Origin of the sequence: uncultured Altibacter sp., assembly GCF_963972995.1 — a bacterium.
In the GTDB taxonomy this organism is placed as follows: Bacteria; Bacteroidota; Bacteroidia; order Flavobacteriales; family Flavobacteriaceae; genus Altibacter.
In genome coordinates this window covers 16,916-40,303 of sequence record NZ_CAXAXI010000010.1, presented here as the reverse complement: position 1 = coordinate 40,303, position 23,388 = coordinate 16,916, and the positions used below count along the sequence as shown (strand labels likewise).

General features: G+C 45.4%; 21 protein-coding genes. 11 read left to right on the top strand and 10 right to left on the bottom strand.

Annotated features, from left to right (window positions below; genetic code table 11):
• The first annotated feature begins 4 nt into the window (after positions 1-4).
• The 8 genes from AACZ11_RS05990 to AACZ11_RS05955 all read left to right on the top strand — a co-directional run bounded on the left by AACZ11_RS05990 (position 5) and on the right by AACZ11_RS05955 (position 10,358).
• On the top strand, positions 5-313 hold the full coding sequence (locus tag AACZ11_RS05990; protein ID WP_290628654.1) for a hypothetical protein: 309 nt from the start codon (positions 5-7) through the stop codon (positions 311-313).
• A complete protein-coding gene (locus AACZ11_RS05985) occupies positions 310-1,068 on the top strand; it encodes a formyltransferase family protein (RefSeq protein WP_290628655.1) in 759 nt (252 codons plus the stop codon). Before AACZ11_RS05990 ends, AACZ11_RS05985 begins: the two co-directional genes overlap by 4 nt.
• On the top strand, positions 1,065-2,198 hold the full coding sequence (locus AACZ11_RS05980) for an aminotransferase class I/II-fold pyridoxal phosphate-dependent enzyme (RefSeq protein WP_290628656.1): 1,134 nt from the start codon (positions 1,065-1,067) through the stop codon (positions 2,196-2,198). The genes AACZ11_RS05985 and AACZ11_RS05980 overlap by 4 nt, the downstream gene beginning before the upstream one ends.
• A 42-nt stretch (positions 2,199-2,240) precedes the next feature.
• The gene (locus AACZ11_RS05975) at positions 2,241-4,199 is read left to right on the top strand and encodes a nucleoside-diphosphate sugar epimerase/dehydratase (RefSeq protein ID WP_290628657.1); all 1,959 of its coding nucleotides are present in this window, start codon (positions 2,241-2,243) and stop codon (positions 4,197-4,199) included.
• A 64-nt stretch (positions 4,200-4,263) separates the two neighbouring features.
• Positions 4,264-5,019, top strand: coding sequence for a polysaccharide biosynthesis/export family protein (locus tag AACZ11_RS05970; protein ID WP_290628658.1), 756 nt, complete (start codon positions 4,264-4,266; stop codon positions 5,017-5,019).
• Between the two features lie 9 nt (positions 5,020-5,028).
• Positions 5,029-7,413 carry a polysaccharide biosynthesis tyrosine autokinase gene (locus AACZ11_RS05965; RefSeq protein WP_290628659.1) on the top strand — a complete coding sequence of 795 codons (2,385 nt, stop codon included), beginning with the start codon at positions 5,029-5,031 and terminating at the stop codon, positions 7,411-7,413.
• Positions 7,414-7,446: 33 nt separating this feature from the next.
• Positions 7,447-8,802 (top strand): capsule assembly Wzi family protein, encoded by a 1,356-nt coding sequence (locus AACZ11_RS05960; protein ID WP_290628660.1) that lies wholly within the window; start codon positions 7,447-7,449, stop codon positions 8,800-8,802.
• Positions 8,799-10,358 (top strand): FAD-dependent protein, encoded by a 1,560-nt coding sequence (locus tag AACZ11_RS05955; RefSeq protein ID WP_290628661.1) that lies wholly within the window; start codon positions 8,799-8,801, stop codon positions 10,356-10,358. Before AACZ11_RS05960 ends, AACZ11_RS05955 begins: the two co-directional genes overlap by 4 nt.
• 87 nt (positions 10,359-10,445) lie before the next feature.
• Here the strand turns inward: AACZ11_RS05955 and AACZ11_RS05950 are convergent, their stop codons facing one another.
• The 3 genes from AACZ11_RS05950 to mnmE all read right to left on the bottom strand — a co-directional run bounded on the left by AACZ11_RS05950 (position 10,446) and on the right by mnmE (position 13,285).
• Positions 10,446-10,637, bottom strand: a complete 192-nt coding sequence (locus AACZ11_RS05950) for a hypothetical protein (protein ID WP_290628662.1) — start codon at positions 10,635-10,637, stop codon at positions 10,446-10,448.
• Between the two features lie 184 nt (positions 10,638-10,821).
• Complete coding sequence (locus AACZ11_RS05945) at positions 10,822-11,589, bottom strand: hypothetical protein (RefSeq protein WP_290628663.1); 768 nt, start codon at positions 11,587-11,589, stop codon at positions 10,822-10,824.
• Positions 11,590-11,827: 238 nt separating this feature from the next.
• Positions 11,828-13,285, bottom strand: a complete 1,458-nt coding sequence (mnmE, locus tag AACZ11_RS05940) for a tRNA uridine-5-carboxymethylaminomethyl(34) synthesis GTPase MnmE (protein WP_290628683.1) — start codon at positions 13,283-13,285, stop codon at positions 11,828-11,830.
• A gap of 277 nt (positions 13,286-13,562) precedes the next feature.
• On the opposite strand from mnmE, the gene AACZ11_RS05935 reads away from it, so the two are divergent.
• Together AACZ11_RS05935 and AACZ11_RS05930 are read left to right on the top strand one after the other, a co-directional pair.
• Positions 13,563-13,925, top strand: a complete 363-nt coding sequence (locus AACZ11_RS05935) for a DUF4870 domain-containing protein (RefSeq protein WP_290628664.1) — start codon at positions 13,563-13,565, stop codon at positions 13,923-13,925.
• A gap of 176 nt (positions 13,926-14,101) precedes the next feature.
• A complete protein-coding gene (locus AACZ11_RS05930; RefSeq protein WP_290628665.1) occupies positions 14,102-15,580 on the top strand; it encodes a glycosyltransferase family 39 protein in 1,479 nt (492 codons plus the stop codon).
• A 12-nt stretch (positions 15,581-15,592) separates the two neighbouring features.
• Here AACZ11_RS05930 and AACZ11_RS05925 read toward each other — a convergent pair whose 3' ends face one another.
• The 7 genes from AACZ11_RS05925 to AACZ11_RS05895 all read right to left on the bottom strand — a co-directional run bounded on the left by AACZ11_RS05925 (position 15,593) and on the right by AACZ11_RS05895 (position 21,786).
• Positions 15,593-16,234: a hypothetical protein gene (locus AACZ11_RS05925; protein WP_290628666.1), complete on the bottom strand. Its 642-nt coding sequence runs from the start codon at positions 16,232-16,234 to the stop codon at positions 15,593-15,595.
• 78 nt (positions 16,235-16,312) lie between these two features.
• Positions 16,313-18,337 (bottom strand): PAS domain-containing hybrid sensor histidine kinase/response regulator, encoded by a 2,025-nt coding sequence (locus AACZ11_RS05920; protein ID WP_290628667.1) that lies wholly within the window; start codon positions 18,335-18,337, stop codon positions 16,313-16,315.
• Positions 18,338-18,341: 4 nt separating this feature from the next.
• Entirely contained in the window at positions 18,342-19,154 is an 813-nt protein-coding gene (locus AACZ11_RS05915) for an alpha/beta hydrolase (protein ID WP_290628668.1), read from the bottom strand.
• Between the two features lie 85 nt (positions 19,155-19,239).
• Positions 19,240-19,611, bottom strand: a complete 372-nt coding sequence (locus AACZ11_RS05910) for a VOC family protein (RefSeq protein ID WP_290628669.1) — start codon at positions 19,609-19,611, stop codon at positions 19,240-19,242.
• A 179-nt stretch (positions 19,612-19,790) separates the two neighbouring features.
• The gene (locus AACZ11_RS05905) at positions 19,791-20,561 is read right to left on the bottom strand and encodes a DUF6090 family protein (protein WP_290628670.1); all 771 of its coding nucleotides are present in this window, start codon (positions 20,559-20,561) and stop codon (positions 19,791-19,793) included.
• 71 nt (positions 20,562-20,632) lie between these two features.
• Positions 20,633-20,983 (bottom strand): DUF2200 domain-containing protein, encoded by a 351-nt coding sequence (locus AACZ11_RS05900; RefSeq protein WP_290628671.1) that lies wholly within the window; start codon positions 20,981-20,983, stop codon positions 20,633-20,635.
• Positions 20,984-21,060: 77 nt separating this feature from the next.
• A complete protein-coding gene (locus AACZ11_RS05895; protein ID WP_290628672.1) occupies positions 21,061-21,786 on the bottom strand; it encodes a DUF2490 domain-containing protein in 726 nt (241 codons plus the stop codon).
• 536 nt (positions 21,787-22,322) lie between these two features.
• Here AACZ11_RS05895 and AACZ11_RS05890 point away from each other — a divergent pair.
• Positions 22,323-23,294 (top strand): IS110 family transposase, encoded by a 972-nt coding sequence (locus tag AACZ11_RS05890; protein ID WP_290628673.1) that lies wholly within the window; start codon positions 22,323-22,325, stop codon positions 23,292-23,294.
• Positions 23,295-23,388: the final 94 nt, after the last annotated feature.

Below are 23,388 nucleotides of genomic sequence, written 5' to 3'. Positions count from 1 at the left end.
TATTATGGCTGTAGACAGGTCCGAGACTGCTTACGGATATTACCTTGTGGATCGGAGTTTCTTTAAAGCACAGCGTATATACAGCGCCAACCTGATGGTCTATGGCTTGTTGGAATCCTATATGTTCGAGGCGCCTCATGAAAAGGAGCATATCTTTCAATACCTTTTTCATTTAGATGACTGGTTTGGCAGATTTGATTTCGAGGTGTCATCAAGGAATCCGGCTCCTGAAGACCACTTTGTGTTCGAAAGGATCGAAGGGGCAATAGCCTACCCAAAAGACTTTGTTTCAAATTTAAAAAGAAACGCATGAGATATGCATTTGCAGGGGATCGACAGATCGCCGTGAACATTTTAAACTTGTTACTTGCAAAAGGACATAGACCCAAGGCTCTTTTAGTGACCAACGGAATACACGCCACACATAAACAGGAGCTGTGTTCCCTTGCCGGGCTTGATAAAGAAATGGTTTTTGAAGGAAAGGATTTTACCAATTCAGAGAATATTGAGAAGCTCAAAGCGCTTGCGCTTGACTATATTTTCGGAATTCATTTTCCATATATTATTCCTTCTGAAGTACTAACAATACCGCGTATTGGGTTTTTAAACCTACATCCTGCATATCTGCCGTACAACAAAGGATGGCATACGCCTTCCTGGGCCATTTTGGACGGCACACCCTATGGTGCAACACTGCATTTCATGTCCGTTGCATTGGACAAAGGGGATATTATTTATCAAGAAAAGTTGGAAGTGCTGCCTAATGATACGGCCAACTCACTGTATGAAAAGGTTCTTTTACTAGAAGAAAAAGTATTCCAAAAGGCATTACCGGAGCTGGAATCTTTGCGCCCGAATCGTGAAGGTCAAACCGAAAAGGGTTCGGCGCATACAAAAAAGGACCTGAAAGCAAAACAGGAACTGGAGCTGGACGAACCTACCACCGCAGGAGACCTTATTGATAGACTACGGGCTCTTACTACCAATACTTGGGAAGAAGCAGCTTATTTTAAAAAGGACGGCAAAAAATACAAAGTGCAAATAGTTATTCAAGAAACAGAAGAATGAAACCTGAAAAAATATGGCTTTCGTCTCCGCATATGGGGGGCAAGGAATTCGAATATGTGCAAGAAGCGTTTGCATCCAACTGGGTGGCTCCCTTGGGTCCCAATGTGAACGGATTTGAAGCATCCCTTGAAGCGTATCTCGGCCAAGGCAGTCATATTGCAGCCCTGAGTTCCGGTACAGCCGCGATCCACTTGGCGCTTATTCTTTTAGGTGTGGAGCGGGGCGACGAAGTGCTGTGTCAAAGCTTGACCTTCTCGGCTTCAGCGAACCCGATCGTCTATCAGGGTGCAACGCCCGTTTTTATAGATAGTGAACCGGATACCTGGAACATCTGCCCAAGTCATCTGGAAACGGCAATCAAGGATCGAATCGCAAAAGGCAAGAAACCCAAAGCGATCATAGCAGTACATCTCTACGGTATGCCTTTTAAAGTGAATGAAGTGATGGCAGTGGCCGAAAGGTATGAGATCCCCGTGATCGAGGATAGTGCCGAAGCGTTGGGAAGTAGCTATAACGGACAAAAATGCGGGACATTCGGTGCTATTGGAATCCTTTCCTTCAATGGTAATAAGATCATCACGACCTCCGGGGGTGGGGCATTGGTCTCAAAGAACGAAAAAATAAAGGAAAAAGCGATCTTTTTGGCCACACAGGCGAGGGATGAAGCACCGCACTACCAACACAGCGAGATAGGCTATAATTACCGACTTAGTAATATTTCGGCGGGGATCGGTCGCGGACAAATGGAAGTGTTGGACGAGCATGTGCAGTTACGCCGAAAGATGCATGACTTCTATAAATTAGTATTCGAGGACCGGGAGGGTATTTCAGTTTTTTCTGAACCTTCAGATATGCTGTTTTCTAATCATTGGCTTAGTTGCATCACAGTAGACGCTACTCGTGCCGGGATTTCTTCCGAAGCGATCCGGGAAGCCTTGGCTCAAGATAATATCGAATCCCGCACGCTTTGGAAACCTATGCACCTGCAACCTGTATATTGGGACGCACCCTATTATGGTGCAAAGATTTCTGAAACTCTTTTCCAACAGGGACTATGTCTTCCTTCGGGCTCGAATCTTACAGATACGGACCGTGAAAGGATATGTGCTGTTTTAGAAAAATGTAAGTAGATTATAGTTATATTTGTCTGACTCCCAGTCTTATTAAAACCTATGAAACAAATTTTCAAACAATTTTATATTGGGGACAATAAAATAAAACTCCTCGATCAACGGTATTTACCCCGCTGGATCGTTATAGCGATCGATACTTGTATTGGGATACTTTCATTGTTTTTAACCTTCTTTATTCTTCTGGGAACACCCATACAATTTTTGGAAGTGATCCCCGTACCATGGCAAGCCGGGGCCATCCTGGCAGTCAATGTGTTATTCTTTTTTGTCTATAAGACCTATTCGGGGATCATTCGGCACTCGACCTTTACCGACATTTTGAAATTGGCGTTCTCATCTTTCTCTACCATGCTGTCAGTGCTTATTTTTAACGGCATGCATGCCTTGGTTTCAGAAGAAGGTAAGGTATTCTTGACAACTTCTGTCTTGTTATACGGATTGCTTTCTTTTACATTAATGCTGCTCTTTCGGGTCGCTGTAAAGGAAAGCTATCAGTTCCTGCGAAGCTCTGCCAGCGGAAGCCTTAAAAAGCGGGTGGCGATTATCGGATTAGACGATCATACCATCTCGCTGGGGAAAGCCATCACCACCGAATCGCATCTGCCGTTTCAATTAATGGGGTTCATTACCGAGAAGCGAGATTCAAAACGTCTTAAAATTCTGGGGAAACCAATCATTCCTATTAAGAATAGTTTTGCCGAAACGCTTACACAACTTGATCTGGATGGTGTGATTATTATCAGTGGTGCCCTTCCGGGTAAAATAAAGAATGAGATCATTGAAGTGTGTATTGCTCATAACAAACAGGTATTTAACGTGCCTAATATGGAAACGTGGAATAAGAAAGAGGATATTCAAAATCAAATTCGCCCCATTGAGATCGAAGATCTCTTGGAACGTACACCCATCGAGATCGATAATGAGCTCATTAGGAACGATCTCTTCGGAAAGACGATCCTGGTCACAGGCGGAGCAGGTTCTATTGGAAGCGAGATCGTAAAGCAAGTAGCCGAATTCGAACCGGAACAGATCATCATATTGGATCAGGCCGAATCGGCATTGCATGAATTGGAGATCTACCTGCAACTCAATTATCCGAAGCTTAATTTTATTACCGAATTGGCAGACATTAGCAATATGTATCGCATGGGACTGCTGTTCTCTAAATACAGTTTTAACATCATCTATCATGCAGCAGCCTACAAACATGTGCCGCTTATAGAACGAAACCCGCATGAGGCGATCTATGTAAATATCCTAGGGACTGTAAACCTTTCCATTTTGGCGTTAAACCACGATATCGATAAGTTTGTGATGGTCTCTACAGATAAAGCGGTCAACCCAACCAATGTGATGGGGGCTTCCAAAAGAGCGGCAGAGATGTATGTACAATCCCTCCAGAATGAGAAAGGGGTCCGTACACGTTTTATCACGACCCGTTTCGGCAATGTGCTGGGCTCAAGCGGATCGGTCATTCCGCATTTCAGAAAACAGATTTCACAAGGAGGGCCGGTTACCGTAACCCATCGCGATATTATTCGTTATTTTATGACCATCCCCGAAGCCTGTCAGTTGGTATTGCAGGCGGGTACCATGGGCAACGGCGGGGAGATCTATGTGTTCGATATGGGGAAACCGGTGAAGATCCTGGACCTGGCAGAACGTATGATTCGTTTATCGGGTCTTGAGCCGTATGTGGATATCGATATCAAGATCACGGGATTGCGACCGGGTGAAAAATTGTTCGAAGAATTGTTGAACGATACATCTACCTCCATGCCTACACACCACCCAAAGATCATGATCACAAAGGTACCCGTGGTTCGCTTCGAAGAATTTAAGGCCCAGGTAAAACAAATTGTCAAAACCGCTACTAAACGTAAAGATGAAAAGGTGGTAAAACTCTTAAAGGAAATGGTACCGGAATTTAAGAGTGAAAATTCCCAATTTGAATCCTTGGATGGTCCTAAAGATGTTCAATTGCATAAAGTACCGTAACAGGGTGAAGGTTTCTAAAGTACGTTCTATTTATTACCTTATATTTGCATCATTAAGATACCGCATGAAAAAAGTAGTTTTACTCATTCTTTCCTTGGCAAGTCTCATGTCTTGCGCTACCAAGAAGCAAATTCTTTATTTTCAGGATGCCGAAACCATGGATCAGGCAGCGATCCAAGAGACATTTGAACCGATTATTGAACCCAACGATATTTTACATATTTCCATCTCTTCTATCGACAATGAGGTAGTAAAACCGTTCGAGCGTGTTACGGGTCTTGAGAACAATGTAGGGAACAGCAATCCGGGATTACAGGGGTATTTGGTGGATGCCGAAGGGATGATCCGGTTTCCGGTCTTGGGAGATGTTTCGGTGGCAGGGAAGACTCGGGGAGAAGTGCAAACAATTTTAAAGGAAAAGCTTTCAGAATATATAAAGGACGTGGTTGTGGATGTTCGTATCATGAATTTTAAGATCACCGTACTGGGCCAAGTGAACAATCCGGGGGTCTATGCGGTAAAGGATGAACGAATCACCTTGCCGGAAGCGATTGGATTGGCGGGTGATTTTACCTTGGACGGCAATAGAAATGAAGTGGTGATCATTCGTGAGAACGACGGAAAACGCATTGTAGGACGCGTGGACTTTACCCAAACCGACTTTTTTAACAGCCGCTTCTATTTTCTAAAACAGAATGATGTGGTCTATGTGGAGCCCTCTTTAAAAGGAGTAAAGAAATCCGGATTTCTGCCGGACATTCCGGCCTTGTTGTCGCTGGTAACTGTGGTGTTGAGCACCGTGATCATCTTAACTCGATAAGGAAGCTATATGAACACACCCATGAACAATTCCGAAGCAAAAGAAACATCCCTTAGAGAGCTGGTCGAAAAGTACCTGCGACACTGGTATTGGTTTGTATTAGGAGTGATCATAGCCTTGGCGTTGGCGTTTATCTACTTGCGATACACAACGCCTTCGTATGCAACGCATGCGACGGTGATTATCAAAGACGAACGCAGCGGTGGCGGTCCTTCGGAATTGGCGGCCTTTGCCGATCTTGGCGGATTCTTCTCAAAGTTCAATAACAGTAAGATCGAGAATGAATTGGCGATCTTCAATTCAAAACGCATCATATCCGATGTGGTTCGGGAACTGGACCTCAATATTACCTATCAGTCTTTGGGAACCGTGAAGGCTTCCGAACTCTACAAATACAAACCCTTTACGGTGCAGTATTTATCTTTCTCAGACAGTACCCGTACAAATCCGGTGCCTACACTTATTTTCGAAATTAAGTCCAGTACCCAATATGCTGTCGAAACGCAATCTGGGGCTATGCAGGGAACCCATACGTTTGGGGAGCGGGTCTCGTTACCCTTCGGAGACATTACCGTACTTCCTAATTTAGAGAATGTTTCTATTTTTGAAAGCTTTATCGATAAGCAGATATCTGTAACCTATCGCCCCGTTGAAGCAGTGGCTTTGGCGTACCAGCAGCGTATCACGGTCGCCAACGATATCAAGAACAGCAATGTGGTGAATGTGCGCTTGCAATCACCGGTTCCTGAAAAGGCCGAGGATTTTATCAACGAGCTTATTTTTCAGTACAACAAGGACGCGATCAACGACCAGAATCAGGTAGCACAAAAGACTTCCAATTTTATCGATTCCCGTCTCGAGATCATCACCCGCGAACTGGATTCCGTAGAACGAAACAAAGAACAATTTAAGAGTAGCAATCGCTTGACCGATATCGAGACCGAAGCACAGATCATTCTGCAAAATGCCAGCGAATACAACAACCGCCAGTCGGGGATCGCTACCCAACTCGAACTGGCGAACACCATGATCGACTATATGGAAAGCTCTTCCACCAACGATCTTTTGCCTTCCAATATTGGGTTGGACGGACAAGAAGTAGGGGAGGCAGTCAACAACTACAATCAGTTGATCCTGCAACGAAACAAATTGTTAAAGACTTCCACCGCCAAGAACCCTATTGTGGTGAATGTGAACAACCAGATCGAGCAGATACGCGAGAGCATACTTAGCAGTTTGAAGAATACCAGCAATGCGCTAAAGGTGTCCATGCGCGACCTCAATTATCAGGAAGCTGCGCTCAATTCTAAGATTGCACAAGTGCCTACAAAGGAAAAACTGTACAGAGGCATCGAGCGTCAGCAAACCATTAAAGAACAATTATACCTCTTTTTACTGCAGCAACGGGAAGAGGCTTCTATATCCTTGGCAGTCACGGCTCCCAAGGCCAAGATCGTGGACCTGGCATACAGCAGTAAGGCCCCGGTCGCTCCTAACCGACCGCTTATTTATATGGGCGCCTTATTGGCAGGCTTGTTGGTTCCTTTTATAGGAGTCTACGGAAGCTTCTTGCTGAACACAAAGGTGGCGAACCGTCGCGATGTGGAACGGGCACTTAAAGATACGCCTTTGATCGGGGAGATCCCTAAGCTGAAAAAGAGCGATGACGAACTCATTCAGCACAACGACCGTAGTATTCTGGCCGAATCTTTCCGCATTCTGCGTACCAACCTGCAATATTTGTTTGTGAGTAAGGAGAAGGGTACTGCGGAGACCAAGACCGTTTTTGTTACGTCAACCATTAAAGGAGAGGGAAAGACCTTTGTTGCTTTTAACTTGGCGCTTACGCTTGCCCTTACCGGGAAGAAAGTAGTATTGTTAGGGGCCGATATCAGAAATCCGCAGCTACACCGATACCTTCCTGAAGCATTTCGAAAGAACAAAGGACTTACCGAATACATTATAGACCCATCACTTACGGCCAAAGAATTGGCGTCGCAAAGTGAATACAATCCAAACCTCAGTATCGTGCTATCGGGGGTGATCCCTCCCAATCCTGCCGAATTGCTTATGCAGGAACGTACCACAAAGATATTTGATGAACTGAGTGCCGATTTCGACTATATTATTGTCGATACGGCACCTTCCATGTTGGTAACGGATACCATTCTTATCAATAAGATGGCCGATATCATGCTATATGTGGTGCGGGCGGGCTATACAGACAAACGACTGCTGGAGTTCCCTAAGGATGCCATGAACGATGGTCGCCTGTCCAACATGGCCGTGGTCCTTAACAATGTGACCATGAGCAATTTTGGCTACGGAAACAAATACGGGTATACGTATTCCAACGAAAAAAGATCCCTGCGCGATCGTATGTTGCGAAGGTAGTATAAACACTATGGATCTAAAACAACCCCACTCATGAAGTCTCACCTTATCGTGCTTTTTCTACTTTTGGGTGGTATAGGAATTGCTCAGGAACTTGATTACAACGGAAGCATCGAAGCGACCGGCGCTTTTTCGAACGAAGAGGAACTTCCATTCTGGTTTTACACCAATACGAATACAGCACTAAACGCTGAAACCAATATTTCAGGGACAGCGAGCTTTCAAGCGGTGTATTCCTTCGAGAATTCATCCATAGGAGCAGGCGTAGCCGCATTCTACCGGGATGGCGTTTCAGACGCGTTTCAGCGACGTGACATGTATGTTTCTTTTGAAAACTCCTTTTTAAAAGCCACGCTGGGTGCGAAAAAGAGAGAGGCCGCTCGCAACGGATTGTCAACAACTCATGAGAACTTTCTTTGGTCTCAGAATGCACGTCCGCTGCCGGGAATACGTCTGGAGGCTAACGACCCTATACGTTTGTCGAATACCTTTGCTTTGGATTGGGGCATTGCACACTATCAATTGAACGACGATCGCTACGTACAGGATACACGAGTTCATTACAAACGGCTGGGATTGATCACCTCGATTACCGAACGCAACACGATCACGGCACGTATCCAGCATGTCGCTCAGTGGGGTGGCACTTCCCCCGTCTATGGAGACTTTCCAGATGGATTAGATACTTTTTTCGATGTGTTCATAGCCAAAAAAAGAACCATTACGGTCAACGGTACCCAACTTAACAACGCAGTGGGCAATCATTTAGGAACCTATTACTTAGAATTCGAACGTAGTTTAGATAGGGGTACGTTTACGGTGTACCATGAGCATCCCTTTGAAGATGGTTCGGGAACACGATGGGCCAATTTTCCGGACGGTATTTGGGGAGTGATGTATACTACCAAAGCACAGGGATGGATTTCTTCGATACTCTATGAATATGTGGATACATCCGATCAAAGTGGGGATACCGGCGATAGTGCGGTTGACAATTATTTTACGAATAATTTATACCGAAGTGGCTGGAGCTATGATCAAACCACGATCGGTTTCCCTTTTATTATCTATGACCCCACCATCCCTGTTACCGAAACAACGTCGCCTTTGCGCAACAACAGGGTAAAAGTACATCACTTGGGGGTGGCGGGAGCTTATAAAAACTTTGATTGGATGATCAAGTCATCATACGCTACGCTTCTGGGAAACTATCGGGCACCTATCGATCCGCCGGTAAAGAATTGGTACAACAGTATTACACTTACGTATAATACACAAAGGTTTGGGTCTTTCATCCTTCAAGGCGGTTTAGATAGAAGCAATACACTTCCCACGGTAGTAGGAGGCGGACTCACATACCGGTATCGTTTTAGCTCCCAAAAGCCATGAGCAAACTGGTTCAGCTCTTAGTGACGCCGCAACAGGCAGCCGATACGGCCTACGTTTTGGAAGTAGGCCTTGAAAAGGCACAGCTTCGGAAAGGAGATATCTCCGATTGGCGCATTCGGAAACGTTCTATCGACGCCCGCCGAAAACCTATTAAGGTCAATCTCCAACTCGAATTCTGGTTGCAGAACGAAACTCGTGATGTCATGCCTGCCTTTCTTCCGAAGCAGGTACACAACGCTCGAAGCATTCACATTATTGGTGCAGGACCTGCCGGGCTCTATGCTGCGCTACGAGCGATCGAGGCTGGTTTGAAACCTGTTGTCTTCGAACGCGGAAAGGATGTGCGTGCCCGTAGACGTGACCTGGCTGCCATCAATAAGGACGAGATCGTAAACCCCGAATCCAATTATTGTTTTGGCGAAGGGGGCGCGGGAACCTATTCCGATGGAAAGCTGTACACGCGGTCTAAGAAAAGGGGGAATGTGCTTAAAGCAATGGAATGGTTCGTGCACTTTGGTGCCGACCCTGATATACTGGTGGATGCGCATCCGCATATTGGAACCAACAAATTGCCCAAGATCATTACCAACATGCGGGAAGCCATCATCGCAGCAGGGGGAGAGGTACACTTCGAAAGCAAACTCACCGATCTTGAGATCAAAGACGGAGCCGTTACGGCGATTCAGATCAACGATGCGCAACACATACCTTGCACCGATCTCATATTGGCGACAGGCCATTCGGCCCGGGATATCTTTTACCTGCTTCACGATAAGAAGATCACATTGGAAGCCAAACCCTTTGCGATTGGGGTACGCGTGGAGCACAGTCAGGAACTTATTGATACAATCCAATACCACGGAGAATCCGATAACCCGTATCTGCCACCGGCTTCGTATGCCTTGGTGGAACAGGTAGACGGTCTGGGCGTATACTCCTTCTGTATGTGCCCCGGCGGTATCATTGCGCCTTGTGCGACCCGGCAGGAGGAAGTAGTGACCAATGGATGGAGCCCCAGCAAACGCAACAACCCCTATGCCAATTCGGGTATCGTGGTGAGTGTGGAACCCAAAGACCTTCCAAACTACACGCCCGAAGATCCTTTTGTATGCCTAGATTTCCAGAAATTCGTAGAGCGTAGCTGCTGGGAGGCGGCAGGGCGTACGCAACATGTGCCTGCCCAACGCATGATCGACTTTATAGAAGGACGTGTATCTAAGGATTTTCCGAAGACTTCCTATCAGCCCGGGATTACGTCGGTAGACCTTAATGAGGTACTTCCCGCGCTTTTGACCAAACGATTAAAGAAGGCTTTTAGAGCTTTCGGTAAGAAGATGAAAGGGTATTACACCAACGAAGCAGTGCTGCATGCCCCGGAAAGCCGCACCTCGTCTCCTGTAAGCATTCCGCGAGACCCCGAGACCTTGGAGCATATTGCCGTACGTGGATTCTATCCCTGCGGGGAGGGAGCAGGATATGCAGGCGGGATCATTTCCGCCGCTATCGACGGTATTAACTGTGTGGATGCGATCGCCAAGAAATACACCACAGACTAAGTTCCTGATTTGAAAACAAAAAAGCCCCCGCAATGGCGGAGGCTTTCGTACGGTATGCTCAACAGCATACTATGTCTAAAGTGCTTCTTACTTGATCTCTACTTTCTCGGTAGCAACTGAATCAGTTACTTCAGTAGTAGTCTCAACAGCAGTTTCGGTAGCTTCTGCAGTTTCTGCTGCAGGAGTTTCCATAACCTCAGTAGTAGTTACTTCTTCTACTGCGTCTTCTGCTTTCTCTTCAGTAGTCTCACGACATGAAGAAAATGCTACTAATACCATTAATGCGAAAGCACTTAAAATTACGTTTTTCATTTGTTGAAAAAATTAGATGTTAAATTGAGCGCGAATGTAGATTATTTTTTGACACGAAAAACATTTTGTGAAAAAATATTTTAGACATCGTAAACAACTAAATACAAGCTAATTACAATAGGTGCATCTTCCAACGCTTCCGCAGGGCACCCTATTGACAGGGAAGCAAACAGAATCCGGCACTTTGTTCCGATCGCAGGGTGTAAAAGGTACCGTTTATTTCCTGTAAAAAATCAACGCCCAACACAGCCAATGGCTCACCGATCCCTTGCGGAAGGGTAGTAGGGGTGAGTTGCAGACTGCTTACAGTATCCTCACGCGATAGCTGTATGGGGGCTGCGATATGCCGCACCCATGCCGTGCTGTCAAAATCAAATTCCAAAATTCCGTAACGCAGCTGTACATGGGTCGCGCCGGACGGAAAGGGGATGACCCCAACATCCATCTGCGTGATCTGTGTACAAAAGCTCTCGGGATCGTATTGAATGTCGAAGGGAAGTACGGTATAGACATCGCATTGGGGTGTAAAGGTATGCGTATGTAAGAGATGTTTTCCGTAGGGATCCTGCAATCCTTCACCCACACGCCGTTCGCCGCGTCTGTGTACGGTGTCGAGTTTTTTTAACGCACTGAAGAGCGTCATAAGCCGTCGGTGCAAGTATTTGAAATGATGTTCGGGAAAGAATCCCTCCAATCCGCGACGGAAGGCCTTCAGCAACGCAGAACAGTGTCCAAATTCACTGGAGTTTTCAAGCACCCGCTTCATCTTGGGGTCATTCTTGATGCGTTCGCTGGTGAAGCCGCCCCCTTTTATTCGTGCCGGCGCCTCGTTCCCTTTTTTCGTGTTGATCTTGTCAACATAAAAATTAATACCCCCTAGGGTACCTACCAATGTGATAATTCCTTTTTGTCGTGCCATGATCTCGTTTTTAGAGGGGCAACCGATCAACTTCGAGGTATGTATATAAACGCTAGTAAGTTAGGTTTAGTATAAAGTAGGAATACGGCTACGTTATAGCATACCTATAGCGTACCTATAGCGTTCTTATAGCGTAGTCATAGCGTAGTTACTTCATGGATATCCTAACGAGGAGCGCACTACAACTCTTGTATACGGGCAGTATACCGGCAGTATGATGGCAGGATCCTCGTGGGTATTACTTCCCGATACAGAAATTTGCAAAGATATTCCCCAACAGATCGTCATTGGTGATCTCGCCCGTGATCTCCCCAAAGTGATACAACGCCTGCCTGATGTCGATGGCAAGCAGGTCCCCGCTTAGATTACTGTTCAGTCCTTCTTGTACTTTCAGGATCTCTTCCAAGGCTTTCAGCAGGGCATCGTAGTGGCGGGTATTGGTGACTATGGTCTCATTGTTCCGCAAGACGCCTGAATTCACAAACGCAAGTAAGCGATGCTTCAATTCCTCTACGCCTTCACCTGTTTTTGCAGAAAGGAGGAGGGGGTGCGTCCCTTCCACAGCGCTCAAACGGTCCTGTAGGTGTGCTTTTTCAGTTTCGGTGAGGGTATCTGTTTTGTTCGCTATCACCACTAAGGGCTTCTGCGGAAACCGGTTTTTTACTTTTTCCAGTTCTTGCTGAATGGCACCAAGGTCACGCAGTGCTTCCGGATGTGCGGCTTGTCGGGTAGCATCCGAAGCTGACAAACCAAGTTGCAGGTGAGACGCATCAAACAAGTACACGACGACATGGGCTTGTTCCATTTTCTGAAAGGTCTTTTGGATCCCCAACCCTTCAATGACATCTTGGGTCTCGCGTATTCCGGCCGTATCAATGAACCGAAACCCGATACCGCCAATGTTTATCTCATCTTCTATGGTGTCTCGAGTGGTACCGGCAATGTCACTTACGATGGCGCGCTCTTCGTTCAGTAGGGCATTGAGTAGGGTCGATTTGCCCACATTGGGTTCGCCTACAATAGCTACAGGGATCCCGTTCTTTAATACATTCCCTGTCGCAAACGAATCAATAAGGCGCTTAAGGACGTGAGTGATCTTGCTTATGAGTTGCTGAAAGGCTTCTCGGTTGGCAAATTCTACGTCTTCTTCGGCAAAATCCAACTCCAGCTCGATGAGCGACGCAAAATTGAGCAGTTCTTCCCGAAGCTTTAGTATCTCGTTCGAAAAACCGCCTCGCATTTGGGAAATGGCGAGTTGGTGGGAGGCTTCAGAATCACTGGCGATAAGATCGGCAACGGCTTCCGCCTGACTCAGGTCCATCTTTCCGTGTAAAAAGGCTCGTAAGGTGAATTCGCCCGCTGTAGCCATCCGACAACCCTTCCGAAGACATAATTGCAGGATCTCTTGCTGAATGTAATGACTTCCGTGACAGGAGAATTCTACCACATCTTCACCGGTGTAACTATTGGGGTTTTTAAAGAGGGTGGCCAGCACCTCGTCGATCATACGTTCCCCGTCTTTAATGTGTCCGAGATGCACGGTATGGGTTTTCTGCTTGGACAGCACTTTGTCTGAAACCGAATGGAATACCTCGGAAGCAATAGCAATGGCTTGTGCTCCCGATAACCGAATCACGGCGATGGCACCCGCACCCGAAGGCGTGGCTAAGGCAACAATGGTATCTGAGTACGTCATGGGCATGTCCCGCAAAGGGATTGTTTTTGGCAAAAGTACAAAGTATCTTTTAGTTGGTGCTACCTTTTTCTAAAAGCGGCACCTTGCCGGATTCTGTAACAATTTGTAAATTTCTGCTACCAATACAATAAACAAGACCATGGAAGAGCAAAAACCCGATAACGGAATGAAACATCTTTGGATCCCCTTACTGATATTTGTAGGGGTGGCCGTTGCTGCATTTTTCCTCACGACATGGGTCATTAGTTTATTTTAATCACCTTAAATACCAATCAAAATGGAAGTCATCAACCACACCCACAAACGAACCGATACCAACCTTCTGGTCATCACCCACCTTTCTCAGCTTTTGGGCTACCTTATCGGTTTCGGAAGCTTGATCGTCCCGCTTATTATCTGGCTCTCTTCTAAAGACAAGGTGGAAGGCATGGACCTGCACGGAAAATCCGTCGTGAACTTCCAACTAAGTATATTATTGTATATCATCATCAGCATTCCGGCTATTCTCTTATTGGGACTTGGTATCTTAATGCTTATTGGTATCGCTATCATAGGGTTTGTACTGCCTATTGTGAACGCAATCAAAGCCAGTAACGGCCAAGCACCCAGCTACTTTATGACCATTCGGTTTATTTCTTAATTGAGGGTACTGTCATAGGTTCAGACTTAACGATATAGGTATCCTGCGCGTAATTCGTATGATTAATTATTCGTACATTCGGTATTGAACACTAGGGTCGTTAAGATCGGAACTACCATTGTATGGGGTCATCTCGTTTCAATTCTGTCAGATATATCGTGTGGGGGGTCGCCCTCATGAACGTTCTCATTCATCTTGCCGTGCATGCGAATCTGGAATACCACAGGGATGAGTTGCTTTATTTCGCTTTGGGAAATCACCCGGCCTTCGGTTATGCTACTGTACCTCCTTTAATTGGCTGGATCGCATGGGTTATGCAAAGTTTCTTTGGCCATGGCCTCTTTGCCGTAAAATTATTTCCGGCACTGCTGAGCGGGGCACTAATTCTGGTGACCGACCGTATAACGATCTCGTTTGGGGGCAAAGGATACGCGCGGGTACTTACGGCAGTTGCCATTTTGTGCCTACCTGTTGGATTACGGGCCTTTCATCTATTTCAGCCTGTACCCATCGATCTGTTCCTATGGACACTTCTATGCTACATGGTCATTCGATATGTAGAAACAACGAAAGACCGCTATTTGTATCTCGCCGGTTTGGTTACAGGCATTGCATTGCTAAACAAATACTTAATCCTCCTACTACTTCTGGCGCTCAGTATCGGACTACTGTGTTCGCCTCACCGAATCGTGTTTAAAAGAAAAGCGTTGTATCTAAGTGCTGGGATTACGTTCTTGCTCATACTGCCCAATATGTTGTGGCAATGGGATCATGATTTTCCGGTGTTGGGACATATGGCTGCCTTACAGGAAAATCAACTGGTATATGTAGATCGCATAGGTTTCGTAATGGAGCAGTTGTTGCTCACATTTTCGGTGTGTTTTCTAGTAGTGGCAGGGTGGGTATTTCTAGCAAAGCAACGGCAATATCGCTTTCTTGCCATCACTGCAACCTTGGTCTTCTTGGTACTTTTGGCACTTCAAGGCAAAAGCTATTATACGATAGGTGTGTATCCTTTCCTTGTAGCCGCCGGCAGTGTAGCGGTAGCCCGCACCGTTTACAACGTACTATTCCGGGTGATGATACCGTTGGTCGTCGTCGGACTGACACTGCCTGCTTTACCTATCGGGGTACCTGTTTACAAAGAGGATGGTCTAATCGCATATTTTAAACGACTCGAGACCGAATATGGACTGGAGATCGGTCGGCGTTTTGAAGATGGCACTGTGCACGCCTTACCACAAGATTATGCAGACCAGCTTGGGTGGGAGGAACTTACAGCGATTACTTCTAAGGCGTATCATGCATTGCCGGACAAAGATAAGGTGGTGATCTATGCTGAAAATTACGGTCAGGCCGGAGCCATCGCTGTCATTGGTAAGCGATATGGGTTACCCGAACCTATTAGCTTTCACGAAAGTTTTTTTTATTGGAAACCGGATGTCCTTTCTAAGGACGTTGAATACTTCATATATATAAATGACGAGCTGGGAACCGACGTGGAAGCTGCATTCGACAAGATCGAAGTGGCCGGAAGAATTACCAATGTGAATGCGCGTGAATTTGGTACCACGGTCTATGTATGCAGTGAACCTATCATTCCGGTGCGTGTACTATGGGAGAAAGCGCTTGAAATGCGAACAGACCCCTTTTAAGACAACGCATAATCAATCGGTAGCGGATCGTAAGATGATATCACGGGTGCCCTGCCAAACCCCTTGCGCATCCTTAATGAGCTTGATAGTTGAAGGGTAACCTCCGTCACGTTCGGTAAGAGGGGGTAGCGTTTTTGGCAGTAAGGGATCGCCCTGAAATTGTGTAGCATTCAACCAATATTCCGGGATGCTATCATGGGCGACGGTAAGATGCATATGTGCCGGCTCCGAACGGGAAGGATAAGCCTCCGGACGAATGGTTTCAAACCGATACGCTCCTTCTGCATTAGTGCGTACCCAAGCGCGCAAATACCCGTGTCGTTGTCCATTTCCGGTCTCATCTCCGCGTTTCGGATAGATACCCTCGGCATTGGTATGATAGGCATAGACTAATACGTTAGAAGCAGGCGTCTTCCCGTCCGGCAAGTACACGGTCCCGCTCAGCACCAGCGGTTCCCCGGGCTCCGATGCATCGGCGATCCGGGTAGACCAACTTAGGTCCTTGGGAGCATCCATGGCACCACACCATTCACAATCGGGTAGGGCAGACCGGGATTGTGACACGGTTGGGGTCGAATCCGTTTGGGCTTTGCTGCCGCTTTCTGCACAGCCAAAACAACAACATAGGAGGAGCAGGAAGGAGTAGTATTTCATAATATGTGGATAAGTACCGTTACAGTGTAACGCTTTGCATCAAATTAATATTGTTGTAAGTAACTTAGGTATAGCTTTTTACTGTTGTTTAGTGCCAATTTCCGTGAGTCCGTGTTGTATGATCGTGAACTCCTCCCGGCACTGCGCAACAAGGCCATTGAAATCTGCTTCCGATTCCGGGAGATTGGATAAGGATTCTTTACAGGCGTTTAGCAAGGTTCCTAAACGGTTGGCTTCAATATAGAAAAAAGACATGGTGCTTTTGTGAATAAGCCCCGAAAGACCTTCCGCATCCTTGGCGGCAACGCTTTTCTCGAAATCTTGGTGATACGTCTCGAATGCATCCAACGTGCTTAACACGAACTTCTTGATATATTCGGGTCGGTTATTTGCCATCTTTACATACTTGTCTATGGTAAAACTAGGGGTATCCGAAGGGTGGTCAGCGATTCGGGGAGCATCGGATTTCTTTTTTGGCTGTGTAGGACGCTTGGAAAGTACAGCTTTTGATTTCTTCTTCTTAGAATGTGGTGTTCGTTGCACACTATATTGTAACAATTTCTCCAAGAGTTCATTTGGTTCAAAAGGTTTAGGAAGATAATCATCAATACCTGCTTCTGCCAATCGATCGGAAACCTCACCCACGGACGATGCCGAGAATGCAATGATCACGGGCTGCTTTTTTGAGGGATCGGAGCGAAGGGTGGTAGCCACTTGATACCCGTCCATTTTCGGCATTTGAAGATCCAGCAATACAAGATCAAAGGAATCCTCGCTTAGCAACTCCAACGCTTTCGTTCCACTGTGTGCTTTTTTAAACGGTACATTCCATTGTGAGAGGTATTGGGAAGCGATAAAGATATTGTCGGGGTTATCATCCACAACCAAAACATGTATGCCTTTCAATGCGCGTTTATCGATCTTGGTGATATCCTTCTTCTGAGGTAAGGAGGTTTTCTTACTCTCGGTATACCAGATAGAAAAATGAAAACAGGAACCTTCACCTAAGGTGCTTTTTACTTCCATCGTACTGCCGTGGAGTTCTAATAATTTCTGACTTATGGTGAGACCCAATCCCGTACCTCCAAATTCTACACTTACATCATAACTCGCTTGGGAGAATTCTTGAAAAATAGCTTCCAACTTTTCGGGAGGGATTCCCATACCGGTATCGGTGACCGAAAAATGCAGCTGTCGCTCTTCTCCTCGTCGTTTCACGGTCGTTACTTCCAAGGTTATCTTACCTGTTTTAGTAAACTTTATGGCATTTCCTATTAGGTTGGTGAGTATCTGATTCAGTTTTACAGGATCACCCAACAAATATTTTGGCACCCCTTTGGCAATGGTGACCTCCAGCTGAATGCCTTTGGCGCGTGCTTTAACTGAAAAAGTTTCATGTAAGATCGCCAATCGTTCTTCCAAATTGAAAGGTATCTGTTCCAGCTGTACTTTCTTTGCTTCAATTTTACTTAGATCGAGAAGATTATTAACCAGACTTAATAAGTTTTCTGATGAATGCAGCAGTAATCGGGCATATTCTTTTTGGTTCTCATTTAACGGTGTTTCATGCAAAAGATGACCTATTCCCAATATGGTATTAAGCGGCGTGCGGATCTCATGACTTATGGTAGCCAGGAACTCGGCTTTTGCTTTTATATCGGCTTCAGCCGCGCGTTTGGCGTGAAGTAGCTCCTGCTCATACCTCCAACGATCGGAAATGTCCAGAACAGTCGCCTGATACTTGGCAGGCTCACCTTCCTTAGATGGGAGCTCTCGGGCATTGATTAAAGCGTGAAAGATACTCTTGTCCTTCCGAACCACATCGAAGTACACTTCGTTGATAAACCCCTGCATTTTGATAAGGGGAAAGAAGTGGGTTTCAAAGAAGATTTGCCCTCCTATTCTAAAAAGACTTGTTAAAGTTTGCTTCTGTAAGAGCTCTTCTCGCTTATATCCCAACCAAGTAAGCATGGTTTGATTGATGGCATAGATGGTACCATCTTTAAAGAACGTAATCGAACCACAGGGCGCATTATCATAGAGCTCCAAAGCGATAATGTGTGCTTCGGAAAAGGTTGCATTTTGTGGCTCATCTTCTTCCATAGGCTCAGTTTTCCAAAAACTCCTTTATTGCGTCCACGGTTTCTTCCGGGGCGCTAAGATTGGGACAGTGTCCCGTGGCACTAAGAATTTTTAAAGAACTGTTAGGGATGGCTTCTGCCACGTATGTACCCACTTCCACGGGAGCGATCACATCCTGTGAGCATTGTAGTACAAGCGTAGGAATTTGCAGTCTTTTTAGGTCCTTTCGGTTATCGGATAAGAAAGTAGCACGAGCAAAGTTCTTGGCGATCTCAGGATCGGTTTGACAGAAGCTATTGCTTAATTCTTTTCCAAGCTCGGGTCGCTCCGGATTTCCCATGATCACAGGCGCCATGGTGGTTGACCACCCTAAATAATTAGTATCTAAGGTATCCAACAGCTCCTCTATGGCGTCTTCATCAAAGCCTCCTACATAGTTGTCATCATTAATGTAGCGGGGAGAAGGCCCCACCAATACCAAACGGGCAAAGAGGTCCGGGCGCTTATTGGCAGCCAGTACGCCTATCATACTGCTTACAGAATGCCCTACAAAGACCACTTCAGTCAATTTTAATCCTTCACAGATGGCGATCACATCATCCGCATAGGCCTCAAGAGAACTGTACTTGTTAGGATCGTAAACCGAAACATCCGATTTTCCCGCACCTATATAATCAAAAAGTACGGTCTTATAACCTTTTTCAAAATGTGGAGAAACAAAACGCCACATATTCTGATCACAGCCATATCCGTGTGCGAAAAGCATGGGCTGTGAACCCTTGCCACCGGTATGAATGTTGAATCGCCGAATGAGATCAGTTGTTGGTTGGTACGTCATGAGGTTTGTTGTTAGGTCTATTAAAAATACAACAAACCAATGATATAATGTTAAAAAAGTGAAAATTCGCTACAAAATCAGTCTCCTAACGATGTTGGTCTACTAGTATGATGTTACCGTCGGGATCTTTAAAAACAATACTCCCCGGCCCTGATGTAGAGGTGTCTACTTCACGCTCCAGCGAAATTCCTTGCGCTTGCATGTGTTTTTGAATGTCACGAACATCATCGAACTCCGGCAATGGCTGTGCGTTGGTGTCCCAACCCGGATTAAAGGTAAGAAGGTTGCCTTCAAACATTCCCTCAAACAACCCGATAAGGGAAGTGCCTTGTTTCATGATAAGGTAATTTTGCTCAAGACCGCCTGCAAAGACGGCAAAGCCCAGACCTTCATAAAATTCTTTGGATATCTTGAGGTCCTTCACACTCAAACTAATGGAAAAAGCACCTAAGGTCATATGGTTTCTTTTATAGATTCGTAAGCAGTAAAGGTACACATTCGTTACTAAGTTCAGTAATGGGAGCTCGTTGAATAATCTGGTCTGAGCCTGTCGAAGACTCCTGCCTCATCATAAGCTTCCAAACACATATTCAACGAACGCCCTTCGGTGCAGCCATATTCACCAAGGGTAAACTGCTAGTCAGTCCGTTCCGAAGCGATCAGCGCCAGTAGAATGTCCAATTCTGTAAGTAGCGGCAGGTAATGTGAGGACTCGGCACTGATCCCGGTAAGTATAAAAGAATAGGCTTTATTCTCAAACAGCCGACTTTGTAGTAGCGGCAAATTGCTGAAGGGTTCTTTTTCTGAAGGCATTTTTAAATAGGTCGCAGTTACATCAGTCTGATCGAAAATGGTTCGGATACTCCCTTGCTCGCTGCCAAGCAACTGCCGTACGCTTTCACGTTGTTGCCGAAGGTCTGCTTCCTGAATACGCAGGGTTTCCAGCACCGATTCCCACGAGGTAAGATGTAACCGGAGTTCGTCATTGGAGATGACATTCAAACTCCCCGAATTGATGATCTCATCAAGCAGGGAATTGTTCGGATTGTAAGCGATCTCAAAGGCAAAAGCATCATAGAGAAGTTTTGATATTCGGGCTTCTTGGGGGGTTTGTGTGGTATCCTCAAGCAACACCAGCAGTGTCTTGGCACTTTCATAACTGCGTCTGTTAACCTCGATAAGAGTCTGAAGCTTCAGCTTACTGGCTTCAAATTCGCTTTCCAAACCCTTGAGATAGGTTTGTTCTTTTTCACGAATACTGCGTCGTTCATTGGCATTGTTGATGCTTAATGCAATAAGAATACCAATCACCACTAGGACGATCTCACCAACGGCATACAACATATACTTTCCGAAGCGGTGTTCGGTAAGGAGATTCCTGCGAATGTTTCGGAAGAATTTTAGCATGGGATCGTCTGTCCTTGGTAGGGGCTAAGATACATAATAAACTTAATAACAGTTAGAGACTGCAGTAACGGCTACCTACGCAGGATTTTCTCGATGGGCTTACCGCGTGCCAGTTCATCCACTAGTTTATCCAGATAACGGATCTTTTGCATGAGTTCGTCTTCAATGTCTTCTACGCGCTGTCCGCAGATCACTCCGGTGATCTTTACAACATTAGGGTTGATCTCCGGTGCTTCCTCGAAGAACGTCTCAAAGTCGGTACGGGCATCCAATTGGTGTTGCAACCCTTTTTGGCTATAACCTGTCAACCACTTGATAATGGTATCGACCTCTTCTTTGGTGTAGCCCTTGCTTTCGGCCTTATAGATGTAATGCGGATACACGCTGGAAAAGGGAGTTGTAAAGAGTCTGTGCTTCACCATGACGCTCAAGATAAGGATATAACAAGATACGGATTTCCCTTGTGCGTTGGTAAGGTCAGTGCAATTTTAATATCGGGTTAGAAGCTGTGGTGTGCGCTAATTTGCAACTGACCTTTTTGCCAGTTGGTGGTGGTCTGTTGCATCCAGCCCAACTGAAATCGGAGGTTGGGTTTGAGTACATACCCTAATCCCAAGTAGGTTCGGTTTCGGTCAAAATAACCCACACTGCGCCCGTCCCCAATTTGGCGCTCTCCGTTGATAAAAAGCTCATTGTAAAAGGCAAAATAGTAGGTGTTTTTCACCAGTTCGTTGGCGTTGAATGGTATGTTCACAAACAAATTGTACCGATAGCGGGTTCTGAAATCCTGATCCTCCACCCAGCGCTGTTCATAACGAAAGCGGTGGGTCACGAGCAATCGTTTCAAAATGGTATTGGAAAGGAGCGCTTCTTGATACACACGATGTTCGATCACGAGCGCATCGCTGTCTGTGCCATAGGCACCGGAACTGATGTTCCCATAGCCCAGTGTAAATTTGACGCCCAGATCCTTAGGAGTATAGGTAACACCGGAACGCAATAATAACTGCTCTCTGTCACCCAATCCGCGCCAGTCCCGGTATTGAAAGTCGCCCTGAAGCCCCCAATCAGATTCCCCGAAAGAAGTATTGAAAAAATACATATACCAAGCACCCAACTGATCCTCATCGGGACCTTGGGCATGGGTTTGCGTATAACATAAGAGGCAAAGTACAGGAAATAGAAAGATTCTTTTTAAGAGAGTAGGGTATGCGTTTTGCGTCATGAAGGTGTGTGTTTTATAAATTAGGAAGCGTTTTTCTTTTTCGGATTTCAAAATACGAATTTCTTAGGACAGGGAAAAGGGAATTGAAAGTGGAATCTGTAGTGATGGTGGTGAGAAAGACAGATAAGTTCCATTGTAAATATAGGAGTTAACGGTCTTGTATATGGCTCGTAGCGTGTTAATTAGCGATTATTTTTCGGTTAAGCACGAGCCGAATTTTTTAATTTTCTTATTACCTTTTTTTTCTCAATAAGCCAAATTAAAAAATTTGGCGGACTTGCAAATATGCCTTAACTACGATTAATAAACTGCACAGCTATGAGCTATATACGTCTTAAGTTTGAATCTCACTAAATTAATATTGTAATCAGAAAGAACAAAAGAGAGGATTAAGATATACGTAGAAGCTCTGTACTTCGTCAACAATGATAATCCCCTCTCTTTTACTACTTCAACCACGTTCAGTTCTATGAGGCCGGACCTCGTTTTCAAGTTGTTGTGCTTAAGGTAGTATGTTCTTTCATAAATCAGTTCTTATGAATAAATATAAAGAAACTTTTGGAGTTGATATCAGCAAGGATGTCTTTGATGTCTATGGCAGCGTTTGCGGTCATTCCCAATTCAAGAATGAAGCTTCGGGGTTTAAGCAATTTCTAAAGTCACTGTCGCAAAACAGTCTTGTTGTTATGGAAGCTACGGGCTATTACCACTATCGACTTGCACAGTTCCTTTACAAGAACGGTATTAGCGTATCGGTAGTAAACCCATTATCTGTCAAGCGTTTTGTTCAGATGAAACTGGCCAAGGTAAAGACAGATAAGAGTGATGCCCAAGCTATCTGTGATTATGCTCTGTCAAACCAACCTCCACTCTACAATGCCCTTACCGATGTACAGGCAGAGTGCTTACAGCTCTTTAGATTAATGGATAGTTATCTAAAGAAGCGTACGGCCACCAAGAACAAGCTTCACGGCGAAGAAGCCTTGGGGATCCCCTCCAGGTACGCTTACAGATCCCTAAAGCGCGACCTTAAACATTTGAATATGGAAGTGAAAGGTATTGAAGATCGCCTGCTGGAGCTTGTAAAACAGGAGCAACAACAACAATTAACCTTATTGACCGGCATACCAGGCATAGGTATCAAGACTGCATTGTTCTTGGTTGTTATAACTGATGGGTTCTCTAAATTCGAGAAAGCTTCACAACTGTGCAGCTATGTAGGGATCACACCAACGATACGGGAATCTGGCAGTAGTGTAAGGGGCAGAAGCAGGATCAGCAAAGTAGGTAATAAAAAGCTACGAAACCTTTTATTCCTATGTGCATTCAATGCCTGCAAGCACAACCGGGGATGTAGAATGCTTTATGAGCGCATTGTAGCAAAGGGAAAGAGCAAGAAATTAGCATTGATCGCTGTGGCCAATAAACTTTTAAAACAAGCTTTTGCTATAGCTACATCAGGATTGCCGTACGATGAAAATTATGTGTCTGTTTTGGCAAGGGGATGAGACAAAACAAGGATAAATTTAATGGCCAAAATCTAAATTATAGCGTATTGGCCCAGGCACAATATGTTTCAAATTTAATGCAGAAAAGAGTTGG

Bases quoted from the DNA above. Each gene is read 5' to 3' on its own strand.
- AACZ11_RS05985 (WP_290628655.1), top strand. From the start codon at position 310: ATGAGATATGCATTTGCAGGGGATCGACAGATCGCCGTGAACATTTTA.
- AACZ11_RS05960 (WP_290628660.1), top strand. From the start codon at position 7,447: ATGAAGTCTCACCTTATCGTGCTTTTTCTACTTTTGGGTGGTATAGGA.
- AACZ11_RS05890 (WP_290628673.1), top strand. From the start codon at position 22,323: ATGAATAAATATAAAGAAACTTTTGGAGTTGATATCAGCAAGGATGTC.
- AACZ11_RS05915 (WP_290628668.1), bottom strand. From the start codon at position 19,154: ATGACGTACCAACCAACAACTGATCTCATTCGGCGATTCAACATTCAT.
- AACZ11_RS05950 (WP_290628662.1), bottom strand. From the start codon at position 10,637: ATGGTATTAGTAGCATTTTCTTCATGTCGTGAGACTACTGAAGAGAAA.
- AACZ11_RS05945 (WP_290628663.1), bottom strand. From the start codon at position 11,589: ATGGCACGACAAAAAGGAATTATCACATTGGTAGGTACCCTAGGGGGT.
- AACZ11_RS05895 (WP_290628672.1), bottom strand. From the start codon at position 21,786: ATGACGCAAAACGCATACCCTACTCTCTTAAAAAGAATCTTTCTATTT.
- AACZ11_RS05905 (WP_290628670.1), bottom strand. From the start codon at position 20,561: ATGCTAAAATTCTTCCGAAACATTCGCAGGAATCTCCTTACCGAACAC.
- AACZ11_RS05920 (WP_290628667.1), bottom strand. From the start codon at position 18,337: ATGGAAGAAGATGAGCCACAAAATGCAACCTTTTCCGAAGCACACATT.
- AACZ11_RS05990 (WP_290628654.1), top strand. From the start codon at position 5: ATGGCTGTAGACAGGTCCGAGACTGCTTACGGATATTACCTTGTGGAT.
- AACZ11_RS05935 (WP_290628664.1), top strand. From the start codon at position 13,563: ATGGAAGTCATCAACCACACCCACAAACGAACCGATACCAACCTTCTG.
- mnmE (WP_290628683.1), bottom strand. From the start codon at position 13,285: ATGACGTACTCAGATACCATTGTTGCCTTAGCCACGCCTTCGGGTGCG.
- AACZ11_RS05900 (WP_290628671.1), bottom strand. From the start codon at position 20,983: ATGGTGAAGCACAGACTCTTTACAACTCCCTTTTCCAGCGTGTATCCG.
- AACZ11_RS05980 (WP_290628656.1), top strand. From the start codon at position 1,065: ATGAAACCTGAAAAAATATGGCTTTCGTCTCCGCATATGGGGGGCAAG.
- AACZ11_RS05930 (WP_290628665.1), top strand. From the start codon at position 14,102: ATGAACGTTCTCATTCATCTTGCCGTGCATGCGAATCTGGAATACCAC.
- AACZ11_RS05965 (WP_290628659.1), top strand. From the start codon at position 5,029: ATGAACACACCCATGAACAATTCCGAAGCAAAAGAAACATCCCTTAGA.
- AACZ11_RS05975 (WP_290628657.1), top strand. From the start codon at position 2,241: ATGAAACAAATTTTCAAACAATTTTATATTGGGGACAATAAAATAAAA.
- AACZ11_RS05910 (WP_290628669.1), bottom strand. From the start codon at position 19,611: ATGACCTTAGGTGCTTTTTCCATTAGTTTGAGTGTGAAGGACCTCAAG.
- AACZ11_RS05925 (WP_290628666.1), bottom strand. From the start codon at position 16,234: ATGAAATACTACTCCTTCCTGCTCCTCCTATGTTGTTGTTTTGGCTGT.
- AACZ11_RS05955 (WP_290628661.1), top strand. From the start codon at position 8,799: ATGAGCAAACTGGTTCAGCTCTTAGTGACGCCGCAACAGGCAGCCGAT.
- AACZ11_RS05970 (WP_290628658.1), top strand. From the start codon at position 4,264: ATGAAAAAAGTAGTTTTACTCATTCTTTCCTTGGCAAGTCTCATGTCT.